This window comes from Kribbella steppae, assembly GCF_004342025.1.
Lineage (GTDB): Bacteria > Actinomycetota > Actinomycetes > Propionibacteriales > Kribbellaceae > Kribbella > Kribbella steppae.
On sequence record NZ_SLWN01000008.1, the window covers coordinates 327,567 to 346,138 of the forward strand.

Here is an 18,572-nt window from a genome sequence, read left to right on the forward strand (position 1 = left end):
GGCCGCCCCAGCTCAGATCCAACCGCGTTTGGCGGCCTGGAACGCCAGCCCGGTCCGGGTGTCGACACCGGCCAGGGCCATCATCCGGTCGAGGCGGCGCTGGACGGTACGGCGGCTGATGCCCAGCTGGGAGGCGATCGACTTGTCGGGTACACCGGCCACCAGCAGGGACAGCAGGAAACGTTCGGAGTCGTCGAGGCCCTCGGGGTCGTCCTTGTCATCCGAGTAGAGCTTCACCGGGGTCGCCTGCTCCCAGTGGCTCTCGAAAAGGGCCAGGAGTGCGTCCAGCAACTGGCCACGGCCGATGATCGCCGCTGTGGGCTCACCGATGCCCAGCTCGTCATCACGGACCAGTGGGCAGACTGCGGTCGATCTGTCCACAATCGCCAACCGGACCGGGAGTGTTGGAAGCGAACGGGCCTCCTCTCCCCAGCTGACACCCTCAGCGATGGTGTCGAGCTCGCCGGGTTGCTCCAGCAGGGCCCGCTCGTAGATCGCGCGATACCGGACGCCACGGCTCAGAGCGCCGTACTCCTCGGTGTTGTCCGCGCCCTGCATCGCGAGTGGGTTGGCGCGGCAGAACCACAGGATCTCCTCCCGTGCCGACTCCTGCAGGTCTCGCAGACGCTCACGAAGCGCATCGGCCCCGACGATCACCTCGACCAGGTGGTGGGCGTCTCGACGGCTCGCACTGGCACGGAACTCCTCGCTCAACGCGGCCACGGTCTTGCGGGCCGCCTCTAACGACTCCTGTCGGCGCAGCAGCGTCGTACCGAGTGCAACGTCCGGTGGGAGCGGACGGAACACCGGACCGTCGGCGTGATGCACCGCGACGAGGCCCTTCGCCTGCAGTCGCTGCAGCACCTCGTCCGCCTCCTGCTGCGGCAACTCGGCAACCTCGGCCAGCTCCGACGACCGGGCAACAGACAGCCCGACCAGCATCCTGTACGCCTGCTCCTCGCGCGCATCGAGTAACACGCCGTCCTGCATCGTGGCCCCCTGCCTGCTCGTCAGCCCACACCTAATCAGCCATTCCAACGTGGAAGCGAGCCGGTTGGCCAATGGCACAGCTGTGTCAGCCCAGCGGCTGACACCGGGGTGCCATCACGAAGTTGGTGAGGAAGCGTCACTTCCGGTCAGAAGTTCGCGGAACTCGCCGCCGCCGAGCCAACCGCCCATGAAAGAGAACATCGATGAGTCTGACCGACTACGCCGGTATCGCCGGCTTGATCGCCGCGGCACTGCTCGCCCTCTGGATGCTCCGCGGGGTGCGAACCCAACCCCCGACCGGCCGCCACCGCGGCAACCCCGCCCTCCGCCTGCCCAAGCCCACCCGCCCGGAACGCGCCGCACGACAGTAGGCGGCGACTGTTCTAGGTGTTGAGGTGGAACGTCATGCCTTTGTATTCGCGGGTGGTCGTCGGCCGGGTGGACTCGGTGACTGCTGCGTGAGCCGGGCCCGTCGGCGGCGCAATGCCGAGGTGGGCGGCGGACTGGCCGACCCGGGTCTGGACCCATTCCTGCAGTCCCGGATCGGCGACGGTGATCCGGTCCCCACCCTCCCGAAGCATGCCTCGGGCAACGAGGTTCTGCCGGTCGGCGTCCAGCTCCTGCCAGCGACCCAGAGCGGCGATGCCGGTATCGCCCGGCAGAGCCAGTCCGTGCGGTCCGTGGGCGGCGACCTTCGCCAGCAGGTCCTTCTCCGTGTCGGAGCAGTTGTTCCAGGCGGCCTGGTACAGCACCCTCGACTTGTCGTTCACCTGTGCCGTCGCGACCTTCGCCACGTCGACGGTCACCCCGCCACTCTGCAACGCCATCGGAAGCACGGTCTCGGCCAGATCGCGCAGCCGGGTCGGATCGCCGTTCGCCGACCGGACGAGCCGGTCCACCGCCCTGGGCTGGTACGCGATCCCCGCCTGGCGCAGCGGCTCGGTGAGCGCGGGCTTGAGTTCGTCGTCCGTCATCGCGCCGACCTCGCGAACATCGAACCGGCCGGTCACCGCGGTGGCGATCTTGGACAGCCCGCCGGAGGCCGCCATCAGCCGGGTCGCCGCCAGCTCGCCGCCGGCCGCGATCAGGAACACCGGCCTGCGCTGCTGCTCCAGATGCGCGGACAGCTCGGTCAGCGCCGCCAGGTCGCGCTCCGAGGCGACGTCGAGGTTGTCGACCATCAGCAGCACGGGCTCGGGCGGCTTGCGGTTGGCCGCGAGTTCGCCGAGCTGGTCGGCGAGTTCGTTCAGCGTGGTACCGGCGCTGTCCTGGGCGTTGGCGTCCCATTGAGTCTTCGCCACACCTTGCACGAACGGAACCGGCATGACCCTGATCTCCGCGCCGTTCTGCCGATTGCGGGTGCGCTGGCCCAGGTCCTTCACCAGCTTGTTCAGCCGCCGTGCGCCGAGCATCCCGTACCGCTTGCGGATCGTGCCGAGGTCCTCGGTGACCTTGCGGACGAACCGGTTCTCCAGCGGTTCCCGCGGCGAGGCGTCGACCCGGATGCCGACCCAGCCCTGCCGCTTGGCCAGCGCCTCGGCCCGGTCGAGCTCGAGGGTCTTGCCCATCCCGGGCGGTCCGGTGAACAGCACCGAGTTGCCCTCGGGGGTGCGCAGGTCGAGTGAGATCGGCCGGCCGAACCGATCGGTGCGCGTGACGGTGTGGGCCGGGTTCCGCGGCGTACCGAAGACCTGGCTCATCCCCCCAGCGTGCGGACCGTAGCGGTCGCCGAGCCGGGCTGTACGTGTCCCACAGGTGAACACTGGCCGCTCGCCGGTTGAACCGGTCTATCGTCCCCGCCCGATCGTGCAGTGATCACGGGGAGTGCTTGGCAGCGTGACGGGCCGCTGTCACGCTGCCAAGCATGTGGACAAGGCGAGTCATGACGGCGCTCCTCGCAGTGCCAGTGCTGTTGATGGGTGCGTTGCCGATCGCCCAGGCCGCGCCGAACCCCAAGCTGACGGTCACCGCTGTCAGCTTCGCCAAACCGAGTGTCGCGGTCTCGGGGCTGAACCTCGCGCCGGTGACGGTGACAGTCAAGGGCGGCTACGACTCGACCGATCCGATGGACGCGAACATCACCTTGTACGTCGTCCTGCAGCGCACGGGTGGTTCCGGGCCGCTGACGTACCTGGTGTCGACCGACCTGCCGCGGACGGCCGGCACAGTGCAGAACGGCACCTGGACTGGGCCGGTCAAGGTGCCCTCGACGGCCAACGGCACCTTCAAGGTCACGGGTGTCTTCGCTGGGTCGTACTTCCCCAGCAGCGGTGACATGACCGACCCGACCCCGTTCAACGGTCCGTCGCTGGCGGTGACCGGGCTCCACCTGCCGAAGATCACCGCCGCGGTGTCGCCGAAGGTGGTGCCGTTCGGCTCGCCGTACTCGATCCGCTGGGCGGTGACGGACGCCGCGACCGGCAAGCCGTACGGGACCCGGATCACCGTGTTCCTCGGCATCGACAACGGGTGTGTCGAGCCCGGGCCCGGATCGATGGTCCGGACCGACACGAACGGGATCGCGACCAAGTCGTACACGGCGGCCGAGGGCGACGGCGGCAACTGCCTGCGGATCTTCGGTGCCCCGACCGACATCGCCGGGAAGGGACTGGCCGTGGCACGGCCGGGCATCGTGTCGGCCGTGCCGTCGAAGACGAGTGCTCCGGTCGGGACCCTCGTGCCGGTCAACGGTTCGGTGGCGGGTGCGCCGTCCAACTGCAAGGTGTGGCTGCAGCGGCTGTACGGCGCGACGCAGTGGCGCTCGGTGGGTTCCGCGGGGATCCGGACGAGCGGGCGGTTCACGGTGAACGCCCAGCCGGCGTACAAGGGCCTGATCCCGTACCGGGTGTACCTCCCGACCTGCTATCGCATCCAGGCCGGCGTCAGCAAGGTGTTCTACATCCGCGGTCTCTGAGACATCGCTGGGGCGGCCTGGATCAGGTGAGCTAGCCTGAGTTAGGTAGACCTAACTCAGGCCTGACCGGGCCGCCCGATGTCTCCGAGAGGACCGTGGTCTCGTGACGAGCCCCGCACCCCGCCGTAGCCGCGCCTGTAAGCGCGCGGTCGTCCGTCGTACCGAGCGAATCACCCCGCACATGATCCGGGTCGTGTTCAGCTCCGACGATTTCGTGGACAACGGCACCAGCGACCACTACGTGAAGCTGCTGTTCGGCCAGCCCGGTGTCGAGTACCCGGAGCCGCTGGACATGGGCGTGGTCCGGGAGACGTACCCGTCCGAGCAGTGGCCGACGATGCGGACCTATACGGTGCGGAACTGGGATGAGGACAGCCGCGAGCTGACCATCGACTTCGTCCACCATGGCGACGAGGGAGTGGCCGGGCCGTGGGCCGCGGCGGCGCAGCCGGGTGACGTGCTGTGGTTCAACGGGCCGGGTGGTGCCTACGCGCCGGACGAGGCGGCCGACTGGCATCTGCTGGTGGGCGACGAGAGTGCGCTGCCGGCTATCAGTGCCGCGGTCGAGCAGTTGCCGCCGGGAGCGCGAGCGACCGTGCTGGTCGAGGTGCAGGACGAGACCGAGGAGCAGAAGTTCGGCGGCTCGGGCGACCTCGACGTGACCTGGTTCCACCGTGCGGGCAGCACCGGCGGACGCGGCGACGGGCTGGTCGCGGCGGTCGAGGCGCTCCAGTTGCCGGCCGGTGACGTGCAGGCCTTCGTGCACGGCGAGGCCGGCTTCGTGTTCCGCATCCGCAAGAACCTGTTCCAGGAGCGCGGCCTCCCCCGCGACCGCGTCTCGCTGTCCGGCTACTGGCGCCTCGGCAAGAACGAGGACGGCTGGCAGGCCGAGAAGGCCGAGACCGCCGCCAAGGAACGCGCAGCTTCCTGAGTACGACGTTTCCAACCAACCCAGCGCGACGTACGTCGTACGCAGCATGGCTGATCCTGCATCATTCGATCGATTTGCGGCGGACTATGACCGGTTCGTGAGCTTGCAACCAGGGCAGCACGTCGAGTGGGTGCTCGGACTCGGGTTGCGTGGTGAGCGGGCGTTGGAGGTGGGGTGCGGGTCGGGGCACGCGGCCGAGCGGTTGGCGGAGCAGTACGAGCAGGTGCTCGGCGTGGATCTCAGTGAGCCGATGATCTCGCTGGCCCGGCAGAAGCGGGTGCGGCCGAACGTCGAGTACCGGGCGGCTGATGTCTTCGCGATCGACGAGGACGGCTTCGACCTGGTCTACAGCCACACGATGATGCATCACCTGCCGGACTACCGCGCCGGCCTCGAGCACCTGAGGTCGTTGGCGCGACCGGGTGGAACGGTGGCGATTGTGGACAACGTCTGTGATCTCTACCCGACGCCGCCGCGGGCCTTGTATGTCGTCGGAGCTTGCCGAGGGTTTCCGCGACAGATCTCCCGGCTCGGCTGGCGGGATGCGTGGTTCGAGTTCCGGTTCTGGCTCAGCAAACCGTGGCTCGACCATCTGGCGAGCGACCGCTATCTGTCCCGCGCGCAGTTCCGCAAGTTGTACGACGACGTGTTCCCCGGCGCGCAGTACACGGACCTCGGGTTCGCGTTGGCTATGCGATGGACCTGCGACGGTTGAGCATCTCGATCAGCGTCGAGGCCTGGTTGGTCGGAAGGACCCAGTCGTCACCCGACGCCTGGACGATCACGGCCGGACCTTCGGTCACCACCGGCGGATGCGGCATCGCGATCGGAAACCTGAGCCGCTCGACGCCACTCAACGCGACCTCGAAGACACCGGTGATGGCGCTCAGCGGGTAGGTCCTGGCCAGGTCGGCCACGGCCTGTGAGCGCAGTACCCGCCGGCTCTGGATCGTGACGCTGTCCGCACCGAGCAGGACCGCGGTCAGTTGCAGCCCGCGCAGCCGGAAGATCAACTCGTACGGCGTATCCGCGAGCTCAGGCAGGACGGGCACCAGCAAGACGCGCTCGGCGTACCGGGCGAGCGAACCACCGGCCACGATCCCCAGCAACAGTCCGGGCAACGCCAGCCACACTGGCCACCAGACCCCGACCGCCAACGGACACAGCGTCACGTACAACCCGCTGAGCGCACCGAACCCCACACCGATCCCCGCCCACGACTGCGGCAGATACCGATGGCGCCGGCGCAGAACCCACCCGAACACCAGCATCCCGGCCGGCACCACACACGCCACCCAGGCCACCGGCGACCCGGCCGTACTGATCCACGCGACGACCACCAGCAGCACCAGCGGGATCCCCAGATAGATGCCCACCACAACCCGCTGCACCCGCCGATGCCTGCTCTCTATCTCGCTCACGGCAAAACCCAAGCACATCGGCGCTGAACCACCTACTGTGCCGAGAGTGATGGAGTTGGAGATCCCCGCCCGGTTGATCGAGTCGCATGGAGAGGACAACGCGGAATGGCTGGCGGCGTTGCCGAAGATGGCCGCCGAGTACGCCGCCCGCTGGGACCTGACGGTCGTCAGTGAGCCGCTGAACGGCATGGCGTCGTTGATCCTGCCGGTCGCACGGCGAGATGGCACCCAGGCGATGCTCAAGCTCCAGCCGGTCAACGACGAGAGTGAGGGCGAGGCGCTCGCACTGCGGACGTGGAGCCGCGACGACGTCGTCGAGGTGCTCGAGGACGACCCGGCGACATCGACGATTCTGCTCGAGCGACTCGAGCCGCGGACTCTGAACGACGTACCGGATCACACCGAGGCGACGCGGATCCTGGCCGAGCTACTCGTCCGCCTGATCGCCGTACCGGCACCACCTGAGATCCGTCGGCTCGCAGATGTCGCCGGCGCCATGGTCGAGGATGCGCCCGGGATGATCCCGCTGTTGAGCGATCCGTCCGAGCGAGCGTTGGTACGGCGCTTCGTCGCGCAGGTCACCGAGCTGCTGCCGGAGTCCGGCGACCGGTTGCTGCACTGGGACCTGCACTACGACAACGTGATGGCGGCCCAGCGGCAGCCGTGGCTGGTCATCGACCCGAAGCCGCTGGCCGGCGATCCCGGGTTCGAAATCCTGCCGGCATTGGGGAACCGATGGGACGACCTGGTCGAGACCGGCGATCTGTCCCGAGCGATCCGGGAACGGTTCGACCTGATGCTCGACGTGACCGGCATCGACCGCGATCGCGCGCTCGGCTGGACGGCCGGCCGGATCCTCCAGAACGTGCTGTGGGACACCGGGAGCGGTCAGACGGCGATCGAGTCGGAGCAGGCCGCGATCGCCGCGGCCCTGCAGTTGTGATTACATCATTACATGACGACTCCGACGCTGTACGAGTGGGCCGGTGGGCACGAGGCGCTGCTGCGCCTGACCGAGGTGTTCTACGACAAGGTGCTGGCGGATCCGCTGCTCGCGCCGGTGTTCGCGCACATGAGTGACAAGCATCGGGAGCACGTGGCGATCTGGCTGGGTGAGGTCTTCCGTGGCCACAGCCGGTACACCGACGAGCTCGGCGGCTACCCGGCCATGCTGTCGCACCACATCGGCCTCGCGCTGACGGAGGAGCAGCGATCGCGGTGGGCCGCGCTGATCGCGGCGAGCGCGGATCCGGCCGGCCTGCCGGACGATCCGGAGTTCCGATCCGCCTTCGTCGCGTACGTCGAATGGGGCACCCGGATCGCGCTCGCCAACTCGCAGCTTGGCGCCACACCTCCGCCGCAGGCGCCGGTTCCGCACTGGGGTTGGGGCGAGGCGCCGCCGTACCAGCCATAGTTGACGCGACAGACACCCCGCGGGCGCGCTGGGGGCCCGTGGGTTGGATACAGTCGCGGTTCACGACGAGAAATCCTGCGGGGATGCGAGGTTGACGTCCTCCCCGTCCTGCGGGACGGGGATTTCCAACCCACTACGCGGAGGTAGCGTGTTGAGGTTCACGCTTCGACGAGACCCGTACGGGCGTCTCTCGGCGTGCACTGACGGCCCGTCCGGCCGCGATGTTGACTGCTGCGTTCACATCCGCGTTTGCCCGATGTCCGCAGGCCACGCACCGGAAGATCGCTTGGTTCTCGCGATTTCCCGATTCGCGATGCCCGCAGGCGCTACAGGTCTGCGACGTGTACGCAGCGCTGACCTTCTCGACCCGTCCGGCGGCCTTGTGCTCCAGGCGCTGGACGAGGAGGCCCCAGCCGTTGGCGAGGATGCCGCGGTTGAGTCCGGCTTTGGCGCGGCGCCGGTTCGGCAGATAGCGGCCCAGTCGTTCGGGGTCAGGTCTAGGCTTGGGGCGTCTGGTCATCTGAGCGACACGCAAGTCCTCCACCCGGATCACGTCGAACCGCCGCGCGAGGTCGGTGCTGGTCTTCTCCACCCAGTCCTTGCGACGGTCCCCTGCCCGGGCCAGCAGCGTGGCGATCGCAGTCTTCGCCCGACGGCGCCGGTTGGAGCCGGGCCGGCAGCGGGCCAGACGGCGCTGCAGGTGCTTGAGCCGCGCTTGTTCGCGGTCCGACAGGGCGGGGCAGGTCAGGAGTTCTCCGGTGGACAGTGCTGCCGAGACGGTGACGCCGCGATCCACGCCGACCACCTCACCCGCCCCCGGCGCAGGAATCGGCGGAGGAACGACGGCGAACGCAACATGCCAACGACCCGCCCGGTCGCGGGTGACCCGGTAGGACTTCGCGTCGGGAACAGGTCGGGAGAGTCGGAACCGTACCCAGCCGACTTTCGGCACGAGCACCCGCGCCCACTTCCGGTTCAGCTTGACGAGCCGGGTCGCCTGGGAGCCGACGATGCGGAGGCCCTCATGCAGCCCGGTTTTGCGCCAGGTCGGCCGCCTATGGGTGCCTGCATGGAGGTTCTTGACGGCCTGGTCGAAGTCCCGCAGCGCCTGCTGCTGGACGGTCTGCGACCCCGCCCGCAGCCAGCCGAACGCGGTCCGCGCTTCGGTCAACTGTCGGCACTGCTGGACGTATCCAGGCGTCGGACCTCTGTCGCGGCGCCACATCGACCACTGCTCGAGCGCCAGGTTCCATACGTACCGGGCCTGCCGACACTGCTCCAGCAACGCAGCTTGCTGCACGGGCGTGGGGTACATCCGGAATCGGGACACGCCATCCACCCAATCAAACGGGACCGACAATCCCCGATCCCGGAAGGGAGGGAGTCGCGGTTCATCCCCAGGCTTGAGGCTTCCCCGCGACAACTCCAGTGACCGCTCAGCTCGAGTATCCCGAGGTACAGGACAGCAACGCACTGTTGTCGATCCAGGGCCTGTGGAAAGTGTTCGGCCCGAAGTCCCAGCGAGTACCCCGCCGCCCCGACCTCGCCGCACTGGACCGCGCCGCCCTCTACTCCCGGACCGGCTGTACGGCGGCCGTCCGCGACCTCAGCTTCGACGTCGCACCCGGTGAGGTGTTCGTCGTGATGGGCCTGTCCGGTTCGGGCAAGTCGACGCTGGTCCGCTGCCTCACGCGTTTGATCGAACCGACCGCCGGCAGCCTGATCTTCGAGGGCGAGGATCTCCGCGCCGCCGACGAGAAGCGGCTCCGGGCGCTGCGCCGGAGCAAGTTCTCGATGGTGTTCCAGCACTTCGGTCTGCTGCCGCACCGCAAGGTGATCGACAACGTCTCGTACGGTCTGGAGATCCGCGGGGAGAGCCGGCCCGATCGCCGGCGTCGCGCCCAGGAGGTCATCGACCTGGTCGGTCTGGCCGGTAACGAGCACCTCTACCCCGAGCAGTTGTCCGGCGGCATGCAGCAGCGCGTCGGCCTGGCCCGCGCGCTCGCCAACGACCCCGACGTCCTGCTCTTCGACGAGCCGTTCTCCGCGCTCGACCCGCTGATCCGCCGCGAGATGCAGACAGAGGTCGTCCGCCTGCACCGCGAGGTCGGCAAGACGATGGTGTTCGTCACTCACGACCTGTCCGAGGCGCTCAAGCTGGGCGACCGGATCCTGCTGATGCGCGACGGTGCCGCGGTCCAGCTCGGTACCGGCGACGAGCTGGTCGGCGCACCGGCCGACGACTACGTCCGCGAGTTCGTCCGCGACGTCCAGCGGGCCGACGTACTGACCCTGCGCTGGATCGCTCGCGCACCACGACCGGACGAGCCGCTGGACGGACCCGAGCTCGGCCCGGACGTCCTGGTCCGGGAAGCGACCCGGCTGGTGCTGGAGGCGGACCGGCCGGTCAAGGTCGTGTCGAACGGCACGCTGCTCGGTGTGATCGATGACGAGGAGATCCTCGCCGTCGTCGCGCCGTCACACAAAAAGCACGTCTGATGGCAGCCATCACGAGCGACGTGGAGGTCGAGGTACGACGACCTCGGCGCAGCGTGGTCGTCGGCGTCCTGCTCGTCGCCTGGGTCGCCGCGTACTTCGTGCTGCGCGGGATCGACACGCTCACACTCGGCGGTCAGGAGACGACCGCGTTCCACCGCTGGCTGACCGATCACCGCGACGACGTCGGCCAGGGCAACGTGGTCTTCGACGGGATCCGGGTGGTCGTCGACCAGTTCGTCGTACTGCTCCAGAACGTCCTGTCGCAGGCGTCGTACGGTCGGCCCGTCCCGGTCATCGGCTGGCTCGGGGTGGTCGCGGTGGCGGCGTACCTGGCGTGGGCGTTCGGCAACTGGAAGGTCGCGCTGCTGACCGCCGGCGGGCTCGTGTTCGTCGGGCTGCAGGGGTTGTGGCAGGAGAGCATGGACACGCTCGCGCTGACGATCGCGGCCGTGCTGCTGTCGTTGCTGATCGCGATCCCGCTGGGCATCTGGGCCGGGCTGTCGAACCGTGCCTTCCGGGTGGCGACGCTCATCCTCGATCTGATGCAGACGTTGCCGACGTTCGTCTACCTCGCGCCGCTCGCGTTGTTCTTCGCGATCGGACCGGCCGCGGCCACGATCGCGACCCTGATCTATGCGGCGCCGCCCGCCGTCCGGCTCACCGCGCACGCGATCCGCTCGGTCCCGCCGGAGAGCGTCGAGGCGTCCCGGTCGCTCGGATCCACCCGGGGCCAGACGCTGACCAAGGTGCTGCTGCCGATGTCTCGCAGTACGGTCGTCGTCGGTATCAACCAGACCATCATGGCCGCGCTGTCGATGGTGACGGTGGCCGCGCTGATCGACGCGCCCGGCCTCGGCCAGACAGTGCTCAAAGCCCTGCAGACGCTGGACGTCGGGGTCGCGTTCAACGCCGGCCTGGCGATCGTGGTGATCGCGATCGTGCTCGACCGCGTCACGACCGCGGCCGGCGACCGGCCCTGGCGTACGGCGAGCGTCCGCCGGAAGGTCCTGCTCGGCGCGGGAGCCGTTGGTGTCCTGGTCGCGATCTGGTTCTCCCGGACCTACGTGTGGGCGGCCGAGTTCCCGTCGTCGGTGAACATCGGATCGACGATCGCGGTGATCGCCTCGGACGTGACCGCCTGGGTCCAGGACGTCTTCGGCGGTTTCACGTACGGCGTGCGCGACGCCGTCACCAATGGGCTGTTGAACCCACTGGAGGCGTTGCTGACCGGCTCACCGTGGTGGCTCGTCGCCGCGGTCGTCGTTGCGCTGGCCGCCGTACTCGGAAGCTGGCGTGGAGCTGTGCCCGCCGCGGTGTGCTTGCTGTTGCTGGTCGCGACCGGGGTCTGGCACGACAGCATGGTCACGCTGGCGTCGACGCTGCTGGCGACGGTCGTCGTGGTCGCGGTCGGTCTCGCACTCGGTGTGTGGGCCGGACGCAACCATCGGATCGACACCTGGATCCGGCCGGTCCTCGACGCGGGGCAGACGATGCCTCCGTTCGTGTACCTGGTGCCGTTCCTGGCGTTGTTCGGCACGAGTCGGTTCACCGCGATCGCGGCCGCGGTCGTGTTCGCCGTACCGGTAACCACGAAGATCGTTGCTGATGGCATCAAGGCGGTGCCGGTGGCGACCGTGGAGGCGGCGAACTCGGTCGGGTCGAGCAGCTGGCAGGTGATCAGCAAGGTGCAGTTGCCGGTCGCCCGCCGGGCCATCACGCTGGCGGTGAACCAGGGCCTGATCTACGTGCTCTCGATGGTGGTCGTCGGCGGTCTGGTCGGTGCGGGTGCACTCGGGTACGACGTGGCCGCGGGCTTCGCGCAGAGCGAGCTGTACGGCAAGGGGTTGGCCGCCGGGCTGGCTATCGTCCTGCTGGGCGTCATGCTCGACCGCGTCACGCAGGCGGCGGCTCGCCGTACCCAGAATTTCCAAAGTAGAGGAGACAAGCGGTGAAGAAGCTCCGGTACGCCGGTGTGCTGACAGCGGTGGCGCTCGCGCTGGCCGGGTGCGGTGGCGAGAAGGTTGGCGCAGAGCAGCCGGTCGCCACCGGCGGCAAGGAGTGCGGCACGTTCAACCTGGCCGTCAACCCGTGGGTCGGGTACGAGGCGAACGCGGCCGTGGTCGCGTACGTGGCGACCAAGGACCTCGGCTGCAAGGTGGTGAAGAAGAACCTCAAGGAGGAGATCTCCTGGCAGGGGTTCGGCACCGGTGAGGTGGACGCCGTGCTGGAGAACTGGGGTCACGAGGACCTGAAGAAGAAGTACATCACCGACCAGAAGGTCGCGGTCGCGGCCGGCTCCACCGGGGTCAAAGGTGTGATCGGCTGGTACGTGCCGCCGTGGATGGCGCAGCAGTACCCCGACATCACCGACTGGAAGAACCTGAACAAGCACGCCGCGCTGTTCAAGACCTCGGAGTCCGGCGGCAAGGGCCAGTTGCTCGACGGCGACCCGTCGTACGTGACGAACGACGAGGCGCTGGTGAAGAACCTCGGGCTGAACTACAAGGTGGTGCAGAGCGGTAGCGAGACCGCGCTGATCCAGGCGTTCCGGGACGCGGAGAAGAACAAGAAGCCGCTGCTCGCCTACTTCTACGAGCCGCAGTGGTTCTTCAACGAGCTCAAGCTGGTCAAGGTCGACCTGCCGGCGTACAAGGCCGGCTGCGACGCCGACCCGGCCAAGGTCGCCTGCGACTACCCGCCGTACGACCTGGACAAGGTCGTCTCGAAGAAGTTCGCCGACTCGGGCAGCCCGGCGTACGACCTGGTCAAGAAGTTCCAGTGGACCAACGAGGACCAGAACGCCGTCGCCCGCTCGATCGCGGTCGACAAGCTGACCCCGGACGCGGCCGCGGAGAAGTGGGTCAAGGAGAACCAGTCGAAGGTCGACGCCTGGCTCGGGAAGTAATCCTTTCGACGTCGAAGCGCTCCGCCGGCGGAAGTGGTGCACCCACTTTCGCCCGGAGCGCTTCGGCTTCCGCGAGTAGCCGGCGGGCGCGGTCAGGATCCTCGGCCGCGCCGGCCAGGCCCTCCAACGCGAGCGCGATCGCCCGCTCGTCGCCGACTTGCTGCGCTGCTTCATAGCCTTGTTGGTGGAGGGCTTGTGCTCTCGTGAAGTCGCCGCGTTGCTCGGCGATGAAGCCGAGTTGGGCCAGGATGAAGGCGATGCCGGGGGTGCCGCCGACCTGAGCAAGCCAGGCGAGCCACTTGGTGAAGTGGGCCTCGGCGTCGTCGAGGCGGCCCTGGTGGCGGGCGGACAGGCCGAGACCGACCTCGGCGTACTCCTCGGCGGACTTGTTGGACTGCTCGATCGCCAGCCGTCGCGCCCGCTCGTGCAAGGCGTCGGCGCGGGCGTAGTCGCCGGTGAGGAACGCGAGCCGGCCCAGTCCGGAGGTGCGGAACGAGACCTCGGTCCACAGCCCGAGCTCCTCCGCCTGCTGCACGGCTTCCGACAGGTAGCCCTCGGCGGTCGGATAGTCGCCGCTGACCTCAGCGGCCACGATCAGCGAGTACGTCGCCTGAAGCCGGCCCCAGTCGTCGCCGAGCTCGTCGAACAGCTCCAGACTGCGATGACCGTCCCGCCGCATCGCGTCGAGGTCCGCGTGCACGATGTTGAGCTGTGCCCGGGTGCTCAGCGCCGCGGCCAGTCCCCAACGGTCGCCGTCCGCGGTGAACGCCTCGATCGCTCGGTCGATCCGACCCATCAGCACGTCCCGGTCGCCGTACGCCCATTGCGTGGTGGTCAGGAACCACAGTGCTCGCGCCGGTACGTCGTACTGCGCCAGCGTCTCCTCGGTCGTCTCGGTGAGGTTGGTGCCCTTGGCATCGGTGGCAGTCATCCCGACCTGCCAGACCGTTGCGGCCGCGCGGTCTGCAGGGTCTTGACCGGGTACGGCGAGTGCCGCCGCAATCGACCGACGCGCCTCACCCAGGCGGCCTCGGAGGTACCAGTACCAGGCCAGCGCGTTGACCAGCTTCAGTGAGAGCTGTGGAGCGGCGTCGAGCGCAGTGCGGAAGTTCGCCGCCTCCTGGTCGAGGCGGCGGAGCCAGGTGCGCTGCTCCGGCCCGCGCAGTTGTTCTTCGGCTCGCTGGGCCAACTCGAGGTAGTACTCCGCATGGTGCTGCCTGGTCTCGGCCTCCTCACCGGCCTCTGCGAGCCGCTCGAGGCTGTACGCCGCTACCGACTCCAGCAAGCGGTAGCGCTCGGCGCTGACGGCAACTAGGGATTTGTCGACAAGTGCCAGGAGCACGGCGTCCGGCAGCCGGCTGACCTCGGTAGCAGCCTCTAGTGAGAAGGTGCCGGCGTGCACGGCCAGCCGGCGAAGCATGGCCCGCTCCTCCGGGTCCAGCAGGTCCCAGCTCCAGTCGATGGTCGCCCGTAGCGTCCGCTGCCGCTCGGGTACGCCGCGCCCACCGGACAGCAGCCGGAACCGGTCGTGGAGCCGGTCCGCCAACCCCTGCACACCGAGCGCCCGCACTCGGGTCGCCGCAAGCTCCAGCGCGAGCGGTATGCCGTCCAACCGCCGACAGATCGCTTTGACCGCTTCAGAGTCATTCACCCCGGCCCGCGCAGCGAACAGGTCGGCTGCCGCGTGCAGCTCGAGTGGCGGTACGTCGAGCAGCCGCTCACCGGGTAGTCCCAACGGTTCCCGGCTGGTCGCGAGTACACGCAACCCGGGTGCGGCCGCGAGCAAGCGTCGTACCAGGTCTGCGATGTCCAGGTGCTCGCAGTTGTCGAGGATGAGCAGGAGCTGCCTGGTGCTCAGTGATTCGACCAGCCGGGGCAAGAGGTTGGTCGACTCGTCCCGCAGATCCAGCGCGGCGGCCAGTGCTTCGAGTACGTCGTCCTGCTTGAGCGGAGCGAGTTCGACCAGGCGTACGTCGCCGGCGTGGTTGCGACCGAGTTCCAACGCCAGACGGGTCTTGCCGACGCCTCCTGGCCCTACGAGGGTGAGCAGGCGGTTGGTGGTCAGCAGTCGCTGCGCTTCGTGGACTGCCTCGGTGCGGCCGATCAGGTCGTTGAGCGGAGCGGGAAGTCGGGACGGTTGCAGGGATGGGTCGTGGCGGAGAACCGCCGCATGTAGGTCGACGAGCTCCGGTCCGGGATCGACGCCGAGCTCGTCGGCCAGCATGCGGCGGAGCTCGTCGTACGAGCGCAGGGCCTCGTCGTGGCGGCCTGTTCGGTACAGAGCGCGCATGTGCAGCGCGCGAAGTCGTTCGCGCAACGGGTGACGCCGAACCAGCTCGGTCAGCTCCGGGAGCGCGTCGTCGGTCTGCTCCAGCAAGGCTTCTGTCGCGGTGAGTCGGGCCTCCTCCAAGCGGTCGCGGGTCGCGCGGGCGAACTCGTGGTCGGGTACGTCGGCGTACGCCGGACCACGCCACAGGTCGAGCGCCTCGCGCAGCCGGCCCGCGCTGACCAACTGCTCGAAGATGTTGCTGTCGACAACGTCCGCCGTGAGGGTGTAGCCGGCCGGGCCATGGGCGACGAGGGCGCGACTGCCCGCTTCGGCCCGGTCGAGCGCCGTACGGAGCTGGGAGATCCGGGCCTGCAGCGTGCCGGTGGCGTTGCGCGGTGGGCGGTCGCCCCAGAGGTCCTCGATCAGCCGGTCGGCCGAGACCGGGTGACCGCGATGGACCAGCAGATCGAGCAGCAGCGTGCGGACCTTGGTGTCCGGTACGGAGACCGGCGCACCGGCGTCCGTCCGGACCACCAGTGGACCCAGCACGCCGAAGTACATAGCCGTAGTAAACCCGTAGCGGGCTTTCGCACGATCGGCGCATGAGTTCTCGAGAAGCAGTCACAGTGATCGGCCTCGGCGCGATGGGATCCACCATGGCCGAGGTCTTCCTTGCCGCCGGCCACCCGACCACCGTCTGGAACCGGACTCCTGGCAAGGCGGGCAAGCTCGTTGCCGCCGGTGCGGTCGAGGCGGCGACGGCCGCCGAAGCAGTGGCCGCGAGCAACCTGGTGGTGATCAGCCAGGTCGACTACGCCGCGATGGATCAGTCGCTCGCCGGTGTGGACCTCACCGGGCGGGTGCTGGTCAACCTGAGCTCGGACAGCCCGGACCGCCTGCGTTCGGCGAGCCAGTCGGTCGCCGAGCGCGGTGGCATGCTGGTCACCGGCGGGATCATGGTCCCGCCGCAGGGCATCGGTCAGCCGAGCGCGTACGTCTTCTACAGCGGTTCTCAGGAGGTCGTCGGGGCGCATCGGGAGACCCTGGAGGTGCTCGGCCGAGCCGACTTCATGGGCGCGGACCCGGGGCTGGCGATGCTCTACTACCAAGCCATGCTGAACATGTTCTGGACCACGCTGGTCAGCTACTTCTACTCGGCCGCCCTGGTCGGCACCGCGGGCATCAGTGCGGAGGACCTGCGTCCGTACGCCGCCGCGTTGCTCTCCGACCTCACCGACGAAGGGCCGATGGGGTTCCTGAAGATCCTTACCGTGGAGATCGAGCGGGGCGTCTATCCCGGCGCGGAGAACAACCTGCACATGCAGGCAGTCGGCAGCGAACACGTCGTCCACGCCTTCGAACAGGTCGGCCTGGACACCGGAATGCCGCGTGCCCTGGCCACCCTGTTCGCCCGCGCCGACGCGGCCGGACACGGCCTCTCGGGTCTCACCGCCCTGATCGAGGTGATCCGCAAGCCGGCGACCTGAGCCGCTATTCACGAGCGGCGACCGCCACACTGCACCGGCCGTCGTCGCAGGCACGCCGCAGTCGGCCGTTCGAGATGGTCTCGAGGAGGCCGATCGTCCAGCACATCGGGCATCCACGCAGTGCGAGGACGCCGAGCGGCAGGAGCAGCAGGCTGTACAGCCCGACCACCGGAAGGAATGCGAACGCCCCGATCAGCCCGCCGAATCCGATCACGCCGCGCACCAGATGACGGGTCAGCGACGCACTCGCGAAGGTGGTGCTTCGCGTCATGGTTGTCCTCCGATGGGGTTCAAGCTCTCGCGGATCGCGGTCCGGGCCCGGTGCAGACGTGACTTCATCGCGGCTGTGCTGAGACTCAAAGCGTCGGCGACCATGGGTCCGCTGTAGCCCTGGACGTCGCGCAGGATCAGCACGCGGCGCTGGTCCGTCGGCAGGGCGGCGATCGCCGCCGCCACTGCCGCTGCTTCCAGTTGCTGCAGCACCTCGTCCTCGGCCGACAGCGTGGCGATATCCCGGGTCACTGGTCGGTCCCGCAGCATCGCCCGGGCGCGCCGCAGGCACTCGTTGCGGACGATCCGAAACATCCACGACGCCAGGGCGCCGGTGGCCCGGAGCATCCCGATCTTGCGATACAGGATGATCAAGGCCTCCTGCGCCGCGTCCTCGGCGTCCTCTGGTGTGGCGCACAGGGACCGGGCGAAGCGCCGTACCGTTGGGTGTGAGCCCGCGACCAACGCGGTGAGCGCGTCGACGTCTCCGTCCTGCGCGGCGAGGATCAGCTGGTCGTCAGGCCAGGCCGGGTCAGCCACGGGCCCGCCCGCGGCGGCGCAGTACGACGAAGCTGCAGGTGCCGAGCAGCAGCACTCCGGCAGCGATGGCGAGGGCAACGAACACGGTCATGACAACCTCCGGCTCCTGGACCGGCGGGGTGCCGGTCCAGGGATAAGAGGCGTGCACCGGCCGGAAGGATTCAGGCACTCTGAAGCGGGCTTGAGCTTGTTCACGCGGGCCGGGGGCAACTATCACGATGTGGAAGGGCAACGCCGACGACACGCCGGAATTCGGACAAAACCGGGTAAGTTCACTCCCATGATCATCGTGACAGCTGCACTGAAGGGCGGGGTCGGGAAGACAACCACGTCGGTGTACTTGGCTGCGCTGGCATCTTCCAACCGTCGCACAGCCACTCTGGTCGACGCCGATCCGCAAGGTAGCGCCGCCGACTGGGTCGCGGATTCCGAGGACGAACACCTGGCCAGGGTCGAGATCGCGGAGGCGCCGACCGAGCGTCTGCTGAACAAGGCACTGGACAAGGTGCCGCCGGAAGGTATCGGCATAGTGGATATGCCGCCGTCGCACGAACGGCTGCTGAACAAGGCACTCGAGCGGGCCCGGATCGTCGTCCTGCCGACCCGCATCGGCGGTGTGGAGACACCACGGGTCAAGGCGGTGCTCGAGCTGGTGCCCGACCACGTCCCGGTCGGCCTGGTGATCTGCTCGGCGCGGACGTACACCCGCAGCTACCAGGAAGCGATGCAGCAGTACGCCGAGGAAGGCATCCCCGTCTGGGGCACCATCCCGGAGCGCGTGTCCATCACCGCCGGGCCGGCCGGACCGCTCGCGGCCGACGGCCTGGAGTCGTACAAGAAGGTCTGGCGCAAGATCCTGGCCGCCGCCCGCACCTGACCGCCCGCGTCGGGTTGGGTCCGTGCACTCGCTCGCGGACCCAACCCGTCAGCAT

18 protein-coding genes are annotated in these 18,572 nt (G+C 68.6%); 11 read left to right on the forward strand and 7 right to left on the reverse strand.

From position 1 onward, the window contains the following. Positions 1-12 precede the first annotated feature (12 nt). Positions 13-990 (reverse strand): helix-turn-helix domain-containing protein, encoded by a 978-nt coding sequence (locus EV652_RS24895; protein WP_132211611.1) that lies wholly within the window; start codon positions 988-990, stop codon positions 13-15. Between the two features lie 203 nt (positions 991-1,193). On the opposite strand from EV652_RS24895, the gene EV652_RS44130 reads away from it, so the two are divergent. After that, on the forward strand, positions 1,194-1,361 hold the full coding sequence (locus tag EV652_RS44130; protein ID WP_158441235.1) for a hypothetical protein: 168 nt from the start codon (positions 1,194-1,196) through the stop codon (positions 1,359-1,361). 12 nt (positions 1,362-1,373) lie between these two features. Here EV652_RS44130 and EV652_RS24900 read toward each other — a convergent pair whose 3' ends face one another. Next, a complete protein-coding gene (locus tag EV652_RS24900; protein ID WP_132211612.1) occupies positions 1,374-2,690 on the reverse strand; it encodes an AAA family ATPase in 1,317 nt (438 codons plus the stop codon). A gap of 164 nt (positions 2,691-2,854) precedes the next feature. Between EV652_RS24900 and EV652_RS24905 the strand changes: the two genes are divergently transcribed. The 3 genes from EV652_RS24905 to EV652_RS24915 all read left to right on the forward strand — a co-directional run bounded on the left by EV652_RS24905 (position 2,855) and on the right by EV652_RS24915 (position 5,550). Then, positions 2,855-3,904 (forward strand): hypothetical protein, encoded by a 1,050-nt coding sequence (locus EV652_RS24905; protein WP_132211613.1) that lies wholly within the window; start codon positions 2,855-2,857, stop codon positions 3,902-3,904. Positions 3,905-4,007: 103 nt separating this feature from the next. Further along, the gene (locus tag EV652_RS24910) at positions 4,008-4,835 is read left to right on the forward strand and encodes a siderophore-interacting protein (RefSeq protein WP_132211614.1); all 828 of its coding nucleotides are present in this window, start codon (positions 4,008-4,010) and stop codon (positions 4,833-4,835) included. Between the two features lie 97 nt (positions 4,836-4,932). Next, on the forward strand, positions 4,933-5,550 hold the full coding sequence (locus EV652_RS24915) for a class I SAM-dependent methyltransferase (RefSeq protein WP_242001976.1): 618 nt from the start codon (positions 4,933-4,935) through the stop codon (positions 5,548-5,550). Here EV652_RS24915 and EV652_RS24920 read toward each other — a convergent pair. Next, positions 5,525-6,256, reverse strand: a complete 732-nt coding sequence (locus EV652_RS24920) for a hypothetical protein (protein ID WP_132211616.1) — start codon at positions 6,254-6,256, stop codon at positions 5,525-5,527. The two genes, EV652_RS24915 and EV652_RS24920, sit on opposite strands and share 26 nt — an antisense overlap. Positions 6,257-6,305: 49 nt before the next feature. On the opposite strand from EV652_RS24920, the gene EV652_RS24925 reads away from it, so the two are divergent. Together EV652_RS24925 and EV652_RS24930 are read left to right on the forward strand one after the other, a co-directional pair. Further along, positions 6,306-7,199, forward strand: a complete 894-nt coding sequence (locus EV652_RS24925; RefSeq protein WP_132211784.1) for an aminoglycoside phosphotransferase family protein — start codon at positions 6,306-6,308, stop codon at positions 7,197-7,199. Positions 7,200-7,211: 12 nt separating this feature from the next. Next, positions 7,212-7,670, forward strand: coding sequence for a group II truncated hemoglobin (locus tag EV652_RS24930; RefSeq protein ID WP_132211617.1), 459 nt, complete (start codon positions 7,212-7,214; stop codon positions 7,668-7,670). A gap of 133 nt (positions 7,671-7,803) precedes the next feature. Here EV652_RS24930 and EV652_RS24935 read toward each other — a convergent pair whose 3' ends face one another. Further along, complete coding sequence (locus EV652_RS24935; RefSeq protein WP_255512625.1) at positions 7,804-8,985, reverse strand: RNA-guided endonuclease InsQ/TnpB family protein; 1,182 nt, start codon at positions 8,983-8,985, stop codon at positions 7,804-7,806. Between the two features lie 113 nt (positions 8,986-9,098). Here EV652_RS24935 and EV652_RS24940 point away from each other — a divergent pair, with 113 nt between their 5' ends. The 3 genes from EV652_RS24940 to EV652_RS24950 are packed head-to-tail and all read left to right on the forward strand — an operon-like array spanning position 9,099 to position 13,074. After that, entirely contained in the window at positions 9,099-10,169 is a 1,071-nt protein-coding gene (locus tag EV652_RS24940) for a quaternary amine ABC transporter ATP-binding protein (protein ID WP_132211619.1), read from the forward strand. Further along, positions 10,169-12,121, forward strand: a complete 1,953-nt coding sequence (locus EV652_RS24945) for an ABC transporter permease subunit (protein WP_132211620.1) — start codon at positions 10,169-10,171, stop codon at positions 12,119-12,121. The genes EV652_RS24940 and EV652_RS24945 overlap by 1 nt, the downstream gene beginning before the upstream one ends. Then, positions 12,118-13,074 (forward strand): ABC transporter substrate-binding protein, encoded by a 957-nt coding sequence (locus EV652_RS24950; protein ID WP_132211621.1) that lies wholly within the window; start codon positions 12,118-12,120, stop codon positions 13,072-13,074. Before EV652_RS24945 ends, EV652_RS24950 begins: the two co-directional genes overlap by 4 nt. Here the strand turns inward: EV652_RS24950 and EV652_RS24955 are convergent. After that, a complete protein-coding gene (locus tag EV652_RS24955; RefSeq protein ID WP_132211622.1) occupies positions 13,031-15,904 on the reverse strand; it encodes an ATP-binding protein in 2,874 nt (957 codons plus the stop codon). The genes EV652_RS24950 and EV652_RS24955 overlap by 44 nt on opposite strands. A 41-nt stretch (positions 15,905-15,945) precedes the next feature. Between EV652_RS24955 and EV652_RS24960 the strand changes: the two genes are divergently transcribed. Then, positions 15,946-16,830 carry an NAD(P)-dependent oxidoreductase gene (locus tag EV652_RS24960; RefSeq protein ID WP_132211623.1) on the forward strand — a complete coding sequence of 295 codons (885 nt, stop codon included), beginning with the start codon at positions 15,946-15,948 and terminating at the stop codon, positions 16,828-16,830. Between the two features lie 4 nt (positions 16,831-16,834). Here EV652_RS24960 and EV652_RS24965 read toward each other — a convergent pair whose 3' ends face one another. Continuing rightward, a complete protein-coding gene (locus tag EV652_RS24965) occupies positions 16,835-17,101 on the reverse strand; it encodes a hypothetical protein (protein WP_132211624.1) in 267 nt (88 codons plus the stop codon). Continuing rightward, positions 17,098-17,640, reverse strand: coding sequence for an RNA polymerase sigma factor (locus EV652_RS24970; protein WP_132211625.1), 543 nt, complete (start codon positions 17,638-17,640; stop codon positions 17,098-17,100). The genes EV652_RS24965 and EV652_RS24970 overlap by 4 nt, the downstream gene beginning before the upstream one ends. Positions 17,641-17,920: 280 nt before the next feature. Between EV652_RS24970 and EV652_RS24975 the strand changes: the two genes are divergently transcribed. Further along, positions 17,921-18,517, forward strand: coding sequence for a ParA family protein (locus tag EV652_RS24975; RefSeq protein WP_132211626.1), 597 nt, complete (start codon positions 17,921-17,923; stop codon positions 18,515-18,517). Positions 18,518-18,572: the final 55 nt, after the last annotated feature.

What these genes read in the sequence shown, in the direction of transcription:
- EV652_RS24935 (WP_255512625.1), bottom strand. Translation starts at nt 8,985, where the DNA reads ATGTACCCCACGCCCGTGCAGCAAGCTGCGTTGCTGGAGCAGTGTCGG.
- EV652_RS24955 (WP_132211622.1), bottom strand. Translation starts at nt 15,904, where the DNA reads ATGTACTTCGGCGTGCTGGGTCCACTGGTGGTCCGGACGGACGCCGGT.
- EV652_RS24905 (WP_132211613.1), top strand. Translation starts at nt 2,855, where the DNA reads ATGTGGACAAGGCGAGTCATGACGGCGCTCCTCGCAGTGCCAGTGCTG.
- EV652_RS24900 (WP_132211612.1), bottom strand. Translation starts at nt 2,690, where the DNA reads ATGAGCCAGGTCTTCGGTACGCCGCGGAACCCGGCCCACACCGTCACG.
- EV652_RS24895 (WP_132211611.1), bottom strand. Translation starts at nt 990, where the DNA reads ATGCAGGACGGCGTGTTACTCGATGCGCGCGAGGAGCAGGCGTACAGG.
- EV652_RS24960 (WP_132211623.1), top strand. Translation starts at nt 15,946, where the DNA reads ATGAGTTCTCGAGAAGCAGTCACAGTGATCGGCCTCGGCGCGATGGGA.
- EV652_RS24975 (WP_132211626.1), top strand. Translation starts at nt 17,921, where the DNA reads ATGATCATCGTGACAGCTGCACTGAAGGGCGGGGTCGGGAAGACAACC.
- EV652_RS24930 (WP_132211617.1), top strand. Translation starts at nt 7,212, where the DNA reads ATGACGACTCCGACGCTGTACGAGTGGGCCGGTGGGCACGAGGCGCTG.
- EV652_RS44130 (WP_158441235.1), top strand. Translation starts at nt 1,194, where the DNA reads ATGAGTCTGACCGACTACGCCGGTATCGCCGGCTTGATCGCCGCGGCA.
- EV652_RS24965 (WP_132211624.1), bottom strand. Translation starts at nt 17,101, where the DNA reads ATGACGCGAAGCACCACCTTCGCGAGTGCGTCGCTGACCCGTCATCTG.
- EV652_RS24945 (WP_132211620.1), top strand. Translation starts at nt 10,169, where the DNA reads ATGGCAGCCATCACGAGCGACGTGGAGGTCGAGGTACGACGACCTCGG.
- EV652_RS24925 (WP_132211784.1), top strand. Translation starts at nt 6,306, where the DNA reads ATGGAGTTGGAGATCCCCGCCCGGTTGATCGAGTCGCATGGAGAGGAC.